Here is a 13,194-nt window from a genome sequence, read left to right on the forward strand (position 1 = left end):
TTTATGTTCCTTTCTGTCACTGTTTTTTTCATCTTATCATTATATCGTTTATTTATGGTACATTTTTGAATACATTGGAGCCTTGGCAAATCAAAACAGCAAAAAAGGAGCAAACAAGCGCTCCCTTTTGATGTTTTTTCATATGAAAATATTATGAGTTCTCATCTACCATGTACAAAATAAACTCCCAAAACCCCGGTACATCCTGACATAAAAGCATATCAGCCTTTTCAAACATTTTGATCTTCAGCTCTTGCTCTAAATCTTCTCTTTCTTGATAGGACGTATTGCTGAGTTTTTTTCTGATCATCGGTGAAAAGCATGCAATCAGGTGCTCAATGTCATAAGTCTCGTCTTTTTGTTTCTTTTTTTGTTCAAACTGGCCGTCCACAGCTTACTTTTCCCCCTTTTTTTGCGCCGCTAACTGCTTTCTGATATTCTCCAGCCCCTTTTTATGAATGTTGGAGATGTTTTGTCGGGACTCCCCTAATGAATCTGCAATCTCCTGCATCGTGGCACCGTGAAGATAGACTTTCGTCAGCACACTTTTTTGTTTGTCAGTCAGCTTCTGGATCGCTTGGTAGAGCTGGTAATCCTGTACATGCTGGCTCAAATCATCCTGCCTGTCTAAAAATTCTTCAAATGCATCGCTACCTGTTTCGGAAGGAAGCCGATCTCCCGCCTCCGGATGATCAACCGTCAGTGGATACCGTTTTTGGTTTTTGCGAACCCGCTTATCAAAATCAATAGAAAAGATGCGAATCATTGAATTCATATACTTGACGATGCGGATTTCTTTATAAAATTGCTTAAATAGCTCGTCCAATGATCTTGCATCTTTTTCGTTAGGGCTTTCCATTACGTTTTTGAACAAACGGTAATGCTGAGGATTGCTCAAAAAATGCTTCACGATGGGATGCTTCATTATCTCCTTACATTTTGACCGTAAAAGACTTTGATAGTCCATCAAACCGCCTCCCTACTAAATTAAATGAAGGAAAGCAAAAAAAAGTAAACTACTACTTTCCGCCTAGTGTCTTCCAAAATACTTTGCAGCAGTTTACGTTTTATCGGTTTTCCTCACTTACATACATGACTGCAGAAAAAGAAGGGAGGTATTTTCCTATGGATCAGGTTTTTATAGAGGAAGTCGTAAAACAGATCGGCAATTTGGGGTTTCCCGCGCTGATTGCAATGTATCTGCTGACCCGATTCGAAAAGAAGTTTGATCAACTAATAGAACTAATGACAGAACTGAAAGATCATGCAAAAAAATAATTTTTCAATCGAAGTTGACTTTTCACTGTTTTTTTTCACTTAACAAAACAGAAGGGAAAACGAAAGGCCTTTCACCTTCTCTTTCTGCTATCACATTTAAATGTAAGGAGGAAACATTTCATGAAAAAACAAAATGACATTCCGCAGCCAATTAGAGGAGACAAAGGAGCAACGGTAAAAATCCCGCGCAATATTGAAAGAGACCGGCAAAACCCTGATATGCTCGTTCCGCCTGAAACCGATCATGGCACCGTCAGCAATATGAAGTTTTCATTCTCTGATACTCATAACCGATTAGAAAAAGGCGGATATGCCCGGGAAGTGACAGTACGTGAATTGCCGATTTCAGAAAACCTTGCATCCGTAAATATGCGGCTGAAGCCAGGCGCGATTCGCGAGCTTCACTGGCATAAAGAAGCTGAATGGGCTTATATGATTTACGGAAGTGCAAGAGTCACAATTGTAGATGAAAAAGGGCGCAGCTTTATTGACGATGTAGGTGAAGGAGACCTTTGGTACTTCCCGTCAGGCCTGCCGCACTCCATCCAAGCGCTGGAGGAGGGAGCTGAGTTCCTGCTCGTGTTTGACGATGGATCATTCTCTGAAAACAGCACGTTCCAGCTGACAGATTGGCTGGCCCACACTCCAAAAGAAGTCATTGCTGCGAACTTTGGCGTGACAAAAGAAGAGATTGCCAATTTACCTGGCAAAGAAAAATATATATTTGAAAACCAACTTCCTGGCAGTTTAAAAGATGATATTGTGGAAGGGCCGAATGGCGAAGTGCCTTATCCATTTACTTACCGCCTTCTTGAACAAGAGCCGATCGAATCTGAGGGAGGAAAAGTATACATTGCAGATTCGACAAACTTCAAAGTGTCTAAAACCATCGCATCAGCGCTCGTAACAGTAGAACCCGGCGCCATGAGAGAACTGCACTGGCATCCGAATACCCACGAATGGCAATACTACATCTCCGGTAAAGCTAGAATGACCGTTTTTGCATCTGACGGCCATGCCAGAACATTTAATTACCAAGCCGGTGATGTCGGATATGTACCATTTGCAATGGGTCATTACGTTGAAAACATCGGGGATGAACCGCTTGTCTTTTTAGAAATCTTCAAAGACGACCATTATGCTGATGTATCTTTAAACCAATGGCTTGCCATGCTTCCTGAAAAATTTGTTCAAGCGCACCTTGACTTGGGCAAAGACTTTACTGATGTGCTTTCAAAAGAAAAGCACCCAGTAGTGAAAAAGAAATGCAGTAAATAAAAGACTTGCGGCTTGCAGAGAGCACTCGTTCTCTGCAAGCCTTCATAAGGAGCTGAACCAGTGAAACATCAAAACCCTTCAAAACGCTTATTGCGGCTCTCCATAAAGTACTTGCTGGCCGCAGCAGCAGTGGTGTTGACCTATTTTGCTGTCATCTATATATTGTTTTCTTTAGCGGGAACGAGCTACCGCTCAGCAGCTCATGTCCTGCTTTTTGCCGTGGTATTTCTTGTTCTCGGATTATGCTTTGAACCATTTGAAAGGCTGATGATACATAGCTTTACATTTTTCAAGACAGGAAAACGTCTATTCATTCTCCTTGCCGGCATCGTACAGCTGCTATTTTTGTGGATGACTGCTCATACAACAGACCAATTGATCAGCGACATCTGGCTGTCCACCACAGAAGAAATGATTGTCGCAGCCGTTTTTTTGATTTTAGACAAATGCAACTCGGCTCTTCCCAGCTAAAAAAAGAACGCATTCCAATTGGATGCGTTCTTTTTATTCATAGCGAAGCGCGTCTACAGGCTGAAGCTTCGAAGCCTTGATAGACGGAAGCAAGCCGAAGATAATGCCGACTGCCATTGAAAAGATGAGTGCTCCGACAACAGCTGGAATGGAGACGATAAAAGGCATCGGAAAAATGACCGTCAGCAGCTTGGCGATGCCGAAGCCCGCCAGCACACCGAGTATTCCGCCAATGCTTGTCAGCACGACAGCCTCGGTTAAAAATTGAAATAAAATCACACGCCGCTTAGCACCGAGCGCTTTCTTAATTCCGATTTCCCTCGTGCGCTCCGTTACGGAAACGAGCATAATATTCATGACGCCGATACCGCCCACCAAAAGTGAAATACTGGCGATTCCGCCAAGCAGCAATGCAAATGACTGATTAAAGGACTCCACTTTCTGCGCGATCTCCTGAAGATCCATTACACTGTACTCTGCTTTTTCCAGCTCAGCTTCTGACAGTCCCTGATTTAAAAGATCTGCAGCCATTCCACCCGCTTCTTGGATATGCTCAGAAGAATCAGCCTGCACGGCAATCTGCGTTGGCGCGTCAAACCCTTCAATAAGCGGCCACACTTTTTTCGGCACGTACAAAACCGGGTTCGCATAGTCGCCTTCAAACATGCTTTCCTGTTGATTTTTTTCTTTAAAAACACCGACGACCTTAAACGGCACACCATTCATCTCAATGTTTTTATGCAGAGCTTCTCCGTCTGGAAACAGTTCATCTCTGACAGCTTCATTGATCATCACTACTTGGTGTGTGCTGTTTAAATCGTTTTCCGTCAGCTTTCTCCCTTCGGTTATTCGGATTGGAAACATGTCGAAGTAATCATCGTCCACTCCATACACTTGGGGATACGAAACGTTTGTTAAATGAAAAACGCTCGCGCCTTCTGACAAGTAATATAAGGATAATCCTTTGACCATCGGATCTGATTTGATCGCCTTTACTGTTTCTTCCGCTACAGGCGGCGCGGACGCATACGACACCTGAGGGCCGCCGCTCTCCTCTTCTCCGCCAGACGGCTGGTAGACAACGTTGATCGCGTTGTTTCCCATGCCGATCATACTTTGCTTTAATTGCTCACTTTGGCCCTTCAGCATTGAAACAATCGCGATGATTGCCGCTATGCCGATAATCACGCCGAGCATTGTCAGAATCGATCTTAATTTATGAGAAAAAATGGATTGAAAGGAGATTCGAATATGTTCAAGCATGGCTGATATCCCCTCTCTCATCTAATACCAGCTCTCCGTCTCTGATAAAAACGGTTCTGTCAGCTTTTTTGGCGACGTCCGGGTCGTGGGTTATCATAATAATGGTCTTGCCTTCCCGATGCAGTTCAGAAAACAGTGACAAAATTTGTTCACTTGATTTGGTATCAAGCGCCCCGGTCGGTTCATCAGCTAAAATAAACCTCGGCTGATTGACAAGGGCCCTCGCTATCGCCACCCGCTGCTTTTGGCCGCCGGACAGCTTAGGCGGTTTGTAGGAGACCCTGTCTTTTAATCCGACCTTTTCCAGCGCTTCATATGCCCGTTGCCTTCTCTCTTTTTTCTTCACTTTATTGTAGATCATCGGCAGCTCGACATTTTGCAGCGCGGTGAGACGCGGCAGCAAATGGAAAGTTTGAAACACAAACCCGATTGATTCATTGCGAATTTCGGCTAAAGCCCCGTCTTTCCCTTTCAATATATCGATCTGGTCAAGCGTATAGGTTCCTGAGGTTGGCCTGTCCAAACAGCCGATAATATTCATTAGCGTTGACTTTCCAGAACCGGAAGGCCCCATAATAGCTAAAAACTCCCCCGCCTGAACAGTCAGATTGATATGTTTCAAGATTGGAACTTCTTCTTTTCCCAGCTTGTACGACTTCGAAATATTATTCAGTGTCAGCATTGACTGTAACCTGCTTTCCTTCCTTGACCGCGGGATCAGGATAGATCACATAATCTTCCGGCGTCAGGCCGCTCTTAATTTCCACCATGTCATTTTCATCAGTCTCTCCGATTTCAACAGGCTGCTTAACCGCTTTGTGATTCTCATCAGCTTTCCATACGTACGGTTCGCCGTCATCCTGAATGACCATGTCGGACGGCAGCTTGATCGTGTCCGCATCAGCATTATCACTCATCACTTCGATGTTGACATGATAGCCGACTTCAAGACCTTTATGGCTGTCTAATAAAATGGTGAAAGGATAGTTAGAGGACTGGGGATTCATTTCTTCATCAGCAAAGCTTTCTGATTCTTCACCCTCGCCTGCTCCCGCTGGAAGCTTGCCGATCGAGGTGACCTTTCCTTTCCACTCGCCCTCACCGCCTGTTTTCAGCGTGACCCTGACTTTGCTGCCTTTTTTGATCGTGTCCATTAACAGCTCATTGATTTGGCTTTTGACCAGATATTTGCCTGTCGAAACAATCTGGATATACGGGCCTGCTGCCTGGTCGCCTGTTGCACCGTCAGCGATATCCTGATTGACGCTTTGAACGATTCCGTCATGCTTGCTTGTAATGACATTGGAACCTTTGTTTTTCGTCAGGCCAGCCAGTTCTTTTTGATGCTGCTTCAGTTCAAGCTGGCTTGTTTTCAAATCGAAATTGGCTTGGTCAAGTTCATCTTGAAGCTGGGTTTTCTCTTCTTTCCCTGCAACTTTCAGCTTCTTTTCCGTTTCCGTTATTGATTTTTGCAAACGGTTGATTTGCAGATTTGTCATTTCAATTTGCAAATTGGCTTGCTCCACTTCATCAGAATGATCCTCGCCCTCATACTCAAAAAGCTTATCGCCCTTTTTAACCTGATCGCCTTCTTTGACGTATGTTTTTTTAATGCTGCCTTTTTCTGAATCTATGTATACTTTCTGCTGTTTCTCAGGTTCAACCTTTCCAGAAAACGTTTGGCCTGATTCTGAATCTCCTCCCATGTATACCGCGACCGATTCAGCATAGGGCTCCGATGATACGGCAACTTGGTTCATGTGAGTAAAAAAGTAAAAACCGCCAGCGCCGATCCCAGCCAATACAAGCACACCGGCACATATCGCACCGCCAATAAGCCATTTTTTCTTCTTGGACACAACGATCTCCTCTTTCTGTAAACTATGTAATATTTTCGAAACATTCTAACCAATATTATCTATTAATTCAAAAAGACTTGCAATCCTTTTATTGAAATGACGGAATCAAATAGAAAAATTGTATTTTCAAAGCCGAATAAAAAAAATCCCGGCTTCAAACCGGGATTTTTTCATACAGTAACTAGCTCTTTTTCATTTTTAATCAAGTCATATGTCAAGCATACAGGTTTATTTGTACGGGGATCAGTCACGATTTCGGCATCAATCTGAAATACCTGCTTCAAAATGTCTGGTGTCATGACCTCCAGAGCAGTTCCTTCCTTGATGACCGTGCCTTTTTTGAGCGCGATCATATAATGAGAAAAACGAGCTGCATGGTTAAGATCATGAATGACCATTAAAATCGTCCGCCCTTGCTCTTTGTTGAGTCTGTCAAGCAGCTGCAGAATTTCAAGCTGATGTGCAAGATCAAGATACGTTGTAGGTTCATCCAGCAGAAGCAGTTCCGTCCCTTGCGCAAGCGCCATGGCAATCCACACACGTTGACGCTGTCCGCCTGACAATGCCTCAATCGGCCGTTCAGCATATTCAGCCATGCCTGTTTCTTCAAGCGCCCATTTGATAATCCGGCGGTCTTCGTCATTTAATCTGCCGAATCCTGATTGATGCGGAAACCTGCCGTACGACACCAATTCGTGCACTGTTAGGCCGCTCGGCGCTTCAGGTGTCTGTGGAAGAATCGCCATATCTTTTGCAATGTCCTTTGTAGACATTTTATGAATCGCTTTGCCGTTTAAATAGACGGCACCTGCATGTGAACGCATAATTCTGGACATTGTTTTTAAAATCGTTGATTTCCCGCAGCCGTTCGGGCCAATTAAGGTGGTAATTTTCCCTTTAGGAATCGATATATTTAAATCCTCTACAATCACCCTGTCGCCATAACCGATTCCAAGCTGTTCCGTTGATAATGAATTCATATTCGGCCCCCTCCTCTAATTCGCTTTCATCAATAAATAAATAAAGTAAGGCGCACCTAGCACGGAAATGACAAGTCCGACCGGAATTTCTGATGGTGCCAATACATTTCTCGCCAGCGTATCAGCAAGCAAAAACAGGAATGAGCCGATGAAGGCGGAGACCGGTATCAGCGTCTGGTGACGTGGACCGGTCAGCCTTCTAGCCACATGCGGCGCGATCAATCCGAGAAACGCAATGCCCCCCGCAGCTGCCACGCATGAAGCGGCAAGAGTGACCGCTGCCAGAAGAAGAATCCGTCTTTCCTTTTCAACAGCGGTGCCCAGCCCGGTCGCCAATTGGTCTCCGAGCTGCATAATGTTCAAATAGCGTGCCTTATATAAAGTAAACAGAAGCAAGATCACAATCCAAGGGAGAATCGCCCAGATCATATTCCAGTTCGCCCCCCATATTGAGCCGGATATCCAAACCGCGGCTTGCATAAAATCATGAGGGTCCATCTTGAGCTGAAAAATCAGCAACAGGGCGTTGAATCCGGCATTCACCCCTATGCCGACTAAAATCAGCCGAATCGGTGTCACGCCTTTTTTCCATGCCAGAATATAAATGAGAAACGCAGCGAGGATTGCTCCTGCCAAAGCACTGAACGGCAGCATAAATGTTCCGAAAAAGCTAAGATCTGAAGCTGACCCTTGAAAAAAGTATATAAAAAGCACTACAGCAAGTGAACCACCGGCGTTAATTCCGAGAATACCAGGCTCGGCAAGTTCATTTTGAGACACGCTTTGCAAAATGGCTCCAGCTACGGAGATCCCTGCTCCAACAAGCAAAGAAAGGATGATCCGGGGCAGCCTGAACTCAAATAAGACAAGTTCATCACGCGCCGTTCCTTGGCCGAAAAAGACCTGAAGCGTTTTAAGCGGTGCAATTTTGATAACGCCCAAATTGAGACTGATAAAAAAGACCACCACGATAAGCAAAAAGGTCACAGCCATTACAATGAGCGGTTTGTTTGTTTTTGTTTTCATTACAGCCCTCTCCTTTCACGACGTGCCAAATAAAAGAAAAAGGGAACGCCGATAAGAGAAGTCAGCGCGCCGACAGGCGTTTCAAAGGGCGCATTTACGAGTCTGGCCGCTATGTCAGCAAAAACAAGCAAAACAGCACCGAGCACCGCCGAGCAAGGAATGATCCACCGATAATCCACACCGACCAAAAAACGGGTAATATGCGGAATGATCAGCCCGATAAATGCAATGGTGCCGGCAATGGAAACCGCAGCTCCGGTCAGAATTACTACAATAAGCATGCCAACCAGTTTCACCGCTGATGTATATTGTCCAAGCCCTTTTGCCAGATCGTCACCGAGACTTAACACTGTAACAGACCGGGCGATGAAAAACGCGAGCGTTAAACCGACAGCCCCTGCAATAAGCAAAAGCTGGACCCCCGACCATTTCACACCCGCTACCCCGCCTGCGTACCAAAAGCTGATATCCTGAGCGACATCAAAGCGGATTGCAATGGCAGTTGAAATGCCGGTAAAGAAATAAGTAACTGCCGTACCCGCCAGAGCAAGCTTTACAGGCGTAAGTCCGCCCCTTGAAAACATGCCTATGCCCATTACCGTCGATGCCCCCAGCCCCGCTCCCGCAAAGGACCATAGCACAAGCCCCATTGCAGAAAGTCCGGGAAAAAAGGCAAACGCAATCGAAACCGCAAACGCAGAGCCTGATGTCACACCCATAATCGAAGGCTCTGCCAAAGGGTTTCTCGTCATCCCCTGCATGATTGCTCCCGACACTGCCAACAATGCGCCTACAAGCGCGGCAGCCGCCGTTCTCGGAAGCCGAAGATCATGTATAATTTGGTGAGATGTCTTTGTCGGCTGATAATGAAAAATGGCCTCCCATACAGTGCGCAAATGAATATCCGCTGCACCTAGGGATATGGATAAAAATGCGCCAAGGCAAAGCAGGCATAGACCTGCGATAAGGACGATGACCGCGCCATATGTCCTTGACGTCCATTGGATTTCTTCTGATGCAGTCCGTATATTTTTATGTTGACTCAACTGCCGTACTTCCTTTCTGTTACTGATAATGATTATCAATTGCTGTTTCAGTATATCACTTTTTTCAGCTGATTTAATAGAGTGTTTTGAACAAAAATGAAAATGCATTTGCAAAAATATCGTGTCAACCGGCACTTGCAGTGGTATAATCACAGATGATAATGATTCTCTTTTTCATCTATCTTTTAGAAAGAAGGTATGAGATATGACCCATATATACAAGAAACTCGGAGCCGCGTTTTTTGCCCTGTTATTGATTGCAGCGCTGGCAGCCTGCGGGAATAACTCAGAAAGCAAAGGTTCTGCCTCTGATTCAAAAGGCGCAGAAACCTTTACATACAAGGCTGAAAACGGAAATGTAAAAATCCCGAAGCATCCTAAACGGGTGGTTGTCATGGCAGACGGCTATTACGGCTACTTCAAAACACTCGGCATCAACGTTGTCGGTGCGCCTGAGAATGTATTTAAAAACCCTTACTACAAAGGAAAAACCGACGGCGTCGAAAACATCGGAGACGGCACTTCGGTTGAAAAGGTCATTGATTTGAACCCTGACCTGATTATCGTTTGGACAACACAGGGCGCTGATATTAAAAAGCTTGAAAAAATTGCGCCGACTGTCGCAGTAAAATACGATAAGCTCGACAACATCGAACAACTGAAAGAATTTGCAAAAATGACGGGAACTGAAGATAAAGCTGAAAAATGGCTGGCCAAGTGGGATAAAAAAGTTGCGGCCGCTAAAACAAAAATCAAAAAAGCGGTCGGTGACAAAACCATTTCCATTATGCAAACGAACGGAAAAGACATTTACGTATTTGGTAAAGACTTTGGAAGAGGCGGAAGCATCATTTACAAAGACCTCGGCCTGCAGGCTACAAAGCTGACAAAAGAAAAAGCCATTGACCAGGGGCCAGGTTATACAAGTATTTCATTAGAGAAGCTCCCTGACTTCGCCGGAGATTACATTTTCGCGGGCCCATGGCAATCAGGCGGTGATGATGGCGGCGTTTTTGAAAGCTCCATTTGGAAGAACCTGAATGCCGTTAAAAATGGCCATGTCTACAAGATGGATCCGATCGGATTCTATTTCACAGACCCGATTTCATTAGAAGGACAACTGGAGTTTATTACGGAAAGCTTGACTAAATAAACAAAAGAGCCGCCTGCCCGCGGCTCTTTTGCTTATTTATAAGGAACGGCTCAATTTGAATCATATCGGATATTTTCTTTGAGCCATTCATATTAAGCTGCATCCTCATCACGATCAGTTTTTTTATGCTGGAGAGACTGAAAAACGTTTTTTGCATATTTAACGAACGGATTCCTAACAGGAGAAATTGTGATTTTATAAAAAAGACACCTGAGCAAATCAGGTGTCTTTTCATTATGCTTGTTTTTCTTTCTGGAACTTTTTACTCACAAATGGATAAACGATTAAGCCGACAAAGAATAAACCGATGCCGAGTATAAATGTCGTTAAATCTGCTGTGCCTGTTACGATAACAAACACGGAGTATGCACACGCCAGTATCGCGATCAATCCGTCTCTTACACGGGAGCCTTTCAGCTGGTCATACGTTTCACCTTTGATGACTACCTTCAAGCTGTAGATTGCAGATACCAGATACGGAATTAAATATGCGAGTGTAGCCGCTGTCGTTAAAAATGTAAATGCGTCACTTATTGTCCGGGAAATAACCGAGAAAATGAAGACCTGTGACATGACGTTTGTAATAATGAGTGCAATGACCGGACTTCCCTTTTTATTCGTTTTTGCAAAAAATGCCGGGAAATCTCCTGCTTTAGCGGCTTGGTATGGCACCTCAGAGCCAAGCAAAATCCAGCCGAGCATCGTTCCGAATAAACAAAGGATAGCCAAAAGCGCCATAATCACGCTTCCCGCGTTTCCAACAATCGCATAGAGTACATCAACAAATGGTTTTTCAGAGCCGACAAGCTTATCATGCGGCAGAACACCCATCGTAATTAAAGTCACAATAATATATATGCTCAAGGCAATCAGCAAGCCGGTAATTGTCGCACGTTTCACATCACGCTGAGAGCGCGCACGGCCGGACAGGATCACCGCGGATTCAATTCCGACAAACGCCCACAGTGTAGAAATCGCGGCGTTATGAACCTGGCCGCCAATTCCAATGCTTGTGCCGTTTTCTCCTTGAACCGGGAAATAAAAATGACCGAATAATGTCGTTTGAAACACAAACAAACCGGCAACGATAAAGAAGACAAAACCTAATACTTTAGAAAGCGTTGTGACAAAGTTTAATTTACTTGCGCCGTTAATGCTGGCAACAAGAATCGCGTGCGTTCCCCATAACAAGATCGTACATACGGCAAACGTCAGTAATTGGCCGAGTGTCACCTCTTGCCCGCCGATCGAAAACATCTCACGTTTATCAACCAAGATCGGGAAGAACGAAGTCAAGTAACCGGCGAGACTTGTGATGATCGCCACGTTACTGATCCAGCTCGCCACCCAGTAGCCCCACACCATTGTGAAACCGGCAGCGTTGCCTTTTTTCGGGTCAGAAAACAGCGCTCTTGCATAACTTTGCGGTCCCGCTGTCAGTTCAGGCTTGCGAATGGACAAGTGTCCGAACACAAGTGCAATCATCAGCACGCCGGCACCTGTCAAAAGCCAGGCGGACGTAGCTCCAAACGGACTCGCAATTGAAGCAAGCGAGCTCGGCAAGGAGAAAATTCCTGATCCAACCATATTTCCAACGACAAACGCCGTTAATAACCAAAAACCCCATTTTTTTGTCTGTTCCATTCCAGTACCTCCATGATTCTTTGTACGGACCAGACCCCGAGATCATATAAACTCAAAAAAAGCCTGAACAAAAGTCCATGCTTAAAGAAACACACACCCTTGATCTCCGGATAGCCCTCCGCGAAAAAGCACGCGGCAGTCCTGCACTTATTCAGATACAGTCCCAGCATAGAGAAGGATCGGCTTTCTCCACACTTCGGCGCTGATGCCTTTTACACATGTTTAACAGCCCCTGTCAGCCTAGCATGTGTGACTCATCATCCGCGCAACCTCTACCTCACTGAGAAAGAGTGAGGATTTAATTATTCAGTTACTCCCAGAAGGTTATCAAAGAAAGGATGATCTGTCAAAGGGAACAGATGGAAAATACGGATAGAGCCAAGCCCTATCCGCATGTGGTTATCGATTATTTTTCTTTTTTTGCACAGCTTCTTGAAGCGGATCATCTTTTAGAGCTGAACCAGCATCTTCAAGAGCTCCTTGGATTACGTTTTTTTCTTTTTCGGAACGTTTTCCTTTATCTTTATTAAAGAAACCCATTCGTATCACCTCTTTTAAAAAATAGGTACATGTTTAAGATGCCTTTTTCCTGAAAAATTATGCGGGATATTTTTTATCGTCCAAAGTCCTGTTGATCAAACATACATTCTCTTGATATATTTGTAATTCAGAGATTTTTTGCAAAAGATAAAAGGAGAAGCGGCAAATGACAGGAAAAACACACATCATGGGAGGCATCGCTTCTTGTACGGCAGCGGCTTATTATTATGGATTTGATCCAGTGCTTATGGCTGCGTCAGGCGCGGTTGGAGCATTAATACCCGATATCTGCCACACACAAAGCAAAATCGGGAGAAAATTTCCTATTTTATCGAAAGTGGTCAGCTCCGTTTTTGGCCATCGCACCTTTACACACAGCCTGCTGTTTATGCTCATCATGTTTTTTATCACTTCTACATACATTCCAGATAAAAACATATCAGCCGGCCTGATGATCGGAATGGCGAGCCACTTGATTCTTGACGCTTGGACGGTGAACGGAATCAAATTATTATTCCCTTCCACGATCCGCGTTCGGCTTCCATTATATATGAAGACAGGCAGTTTTTCTGAGCAGCTCGTGCTAGCCGGCCTGACCCTTGCTTCATGTTACTACTTTTATATGCTGTTTCATGGCCGCATGTTTTAAACATGAG

General features: G+C 44.6%; 15 protein-coding genes and 1 riboswitch. Of the genes, 5 read left to right on the forward strand and 10 right to left on the reverse strand.

What is annotated here, in order from left to right; all coding sequences use genetic code 11:
* Window positions 1-151: 151 nt before the first annotated feature.
* Together rsoA and sigO are read right to left on the reverse strand one after the other, a co-directional pair.
* The gene (rsoA, locus tag NSQ12_RS17665; RefSeq protein WP_003228484.1) at window positions 152-391 is read right to left on the reverse strand and encodes a sigma-O factor regulator RsoA; all 240 of its coding nucleotides are present in this window, start codon (window positions 389-391) and stop codon (window positions 152-154) included.
* 3 nt (window positions 392-394) lie between these two features.
* Window positions 395-925 carry an RNA polymerase sigma factor SigO gene (gene sigO / locus NSQ12_RS17670; protein WP_072692766.1) on the reverse strand — a complete coding sequence of 177 codons (531 nt, stop codon included), beginning with the start codon at window positions 923-925 and terminating at the stop codon, window positions 395-397.
* A 200-nt stretch (window positions 926-1,125) separates the two neighbouring features.
* Here sigO and NSQ12_RS17675 point away from each other — a divergent pair, with 200 nt between their 5' ends.
* The 3 genes from NSQ12_RS17675 (at window position 1,126) to rsiO (ending at window position 3,027) form a co-directional block, all read left to right on the forward strand.
* Window positions 1,126-1,278: a YvrJ family protein gene (locus tag NSQ12_RS17675; RefSeq protein ID WP_003244090.1), complete on the forward strand. Its 153-nt coding sequence runs from the start codon at window positions 1,126-1,128 to the stop codon at window positions 1,276-1,278.
* 120 nt (window positions 1,279-1,398) lie between these two features.
* Window positions 1,399-2,556 carry an oxalate decarboxylase gene (gene oxdC, locus NSQ12_RS17680; RefSeq protein ID WP_042974741.1) on the forward strand — a complete coding sequence of 386 codons (1,158 nt, stop codon included), beginning with the start codon at window positions 1,399-1,401 and terminating at the stop codon, window positions 2,554-2,556.
* A 60-nt stretch (window positions 2,557-2,616) separates the two neighbouring features.
* Window positions 2,617-3,027 (forward strand): acid stress-sensitive anti sigma factor RsiO, encoded by a 411-nt coding sequence (gene rsiO, locus NSQ12_RS17685; protein WP_003243579.1) that lies wholly within the window; start codon window positions 2,617-2,619, stop codon window positions 3,025-3,027.
* A 33-nt stretch (window positions 3,028-3,060) separates the two neighbouring features.
* Here rsiO and NSQ12_RS17690 read toward each other — a convergent pair whose 3' ends face one another.
* The 6 genes from NSQ12_RS17690 to NSQ12_RS17715 all read right to left on the reverse strand — a co-directional run bounded on the left by NSQ12_RS17690 (window position 3,061) and on the right by NSQ12_RS17715 (window position 9,201).
* Complete coding sequence (locus tag NSQ12_RS17690; RefSeq protein ID WP_204551373.1) at window positions 3,061-4,290, reverse strand: ABC transporter permease; 1,230 nt, start codon at window positions 4,288-4,290, stop codon at window positions 3,061-3,063.
* Window positions 4,283-4,972, reverse strand: a complete 690-nt coding sequence (locus NSQ12_RS17695) for an ABC transporter ATP-binding protein (RefSeq protein WP_014480848.1) — start codon at window positions 4,970-4,972, stop codon at window positions 4,283-4,285. Before NSQ12_RS17695 ends, NSQ12_RS17690 begins: the two co-directional genes overlap by 8 nt.
* Window positions 4,956-6,149 (reverse strand): efflux RND transporter periplasmic adaptor subunit, encoded by a 1,194-nt coding sequence (locus NSQ12_RS17700; protein WP_021480587.1) that lies wholly within the window; start codon window positions 6,147-6,149, stop codon window positions 4,956-4,958. Before NSQ12_RS17700 ends, NSQ12_RS17695 begins: the two co-directional genes overlap by 17 nt.
* Window positions 6,150-6,319: 170 nt before the next feature.
* The gene (locus tag NSQ12_RS17705) at window positions 6,320-7,129 is read right to left on the reverse strand and encodes an ABC transporter ATP-binding protein (RefSeq protein ID WP_003243882.1); all 810 of its coding nucleotides are present in this window, start codon (window positions 7,127-7,129) and stop codon (window positions 6,320-6,322) included.
* Window positions 7,130-7,144: 15 nt separating this feature from the next.
* Window positions 7,145-8,155, reverse strand: a complete 1,011-nt coding sequence (locus NSQ12_RS17710) for an iron chelate uptake ABC transporter family permease subunit (protein ID WP_003244298.1) — start codon at window positions 8,153-8,155, stop codon at window positions 7,145-7,147.
* Window positions 8,155-9,201 (reverse strand): iron ABC transporter permease, encoded by a 1,047-nt coding sequence (locus NSQ12_RS17715; protein WP_003244595.1) that lies wholly within the window; start codon window positions 9,199-9,201, stop codon window positions 8,155-8,157. Before NSQ12_RS17715 ends, NSQ12_RS17710 begins: the two co-directional genes overlap by 1 nt.
* Before the next feature lie 205 nt (window positions 9,202-9,406).
* On the opposite strand from NSQ12_RS17715, the gene NSQ12_RS17720 reads away from it, so the two are divergent.
* Window positions 9,407-10,354, forward strand: a complete 948-nt coding sequence (locus NSQ12_RS17720) for an iron-hydroxamate ABC transporter substrate-binding protein (protein ID WP_080529777.1) — start codon at window positions 9,407-9,409, stop codon at window positions 10,352-10,354.
* Window positions 10,355-10,588: 234 nt separating this feature from the next.
* Here the strand turns inward: NSQ12_RS17720 and NSQ12_RS17725 are convergent, their stop codons facing one another.
* Window positions 10,589-11,998 carry an amino acid permease gene (locus NSQ12_RS17725; RefSeq protein WP_021480593.1) on the reverse strand — a complete coding sequence of 470 codons (1,410 nt, stop codon included), beginning with the start codon at window positions 11,996-11,998 and terminating at the stop codon, window positions 10,589-10,591.
* Between the two features lie 103 nt (window positions 11,999-12,101).
* A riboswitch (Lysine riboswitch) is annotated at window positions 12,102-12,281 on the reverse strand.
* A 116-nt stretch (window positions 12,282-12,397) separates the two neighbouring features.
* Complete coding sequence (gene sspJ, locus NSQ12_RS17730) at window positions 12,398-12,538, reverse strand: small acid-soluble spore protein SspJ (protein WP_003221612.1); 141 nt, start codon at window positions 12,536-12,538, stop codon at window positions 12,398-12,400.
* Window positions 12,539-12,704: 166 nt separating this feature from the next.
* Between sspJ and NSQ12_RS17735 the strand changes: the two genes are divergently transcribed.
* On the forward strand, window positions 12,705-13,187 hold the full coding sequence (locus NSQ12_RS17735; protein ID WP_003228444.1) for a metal-dependent hydrolase: 483 nt from the start codon (window positions 12,705-12,707) through the stop codon (window positions 13,185-13,187).
* The last annotated feature ends 7 nt before the right edge of the window (window positions 13,188-13,194 follow it).

Source organism: Bacillus sp. PS95 (assembly GCF_037963565.1).
In the GTDB taxonomy this organism is placed as follows: domain Bacteria; phylum Bacillota; class Bacilli; order Bacillales; family Bacillaceae; genus Bacillus; species Bacillus subtilis.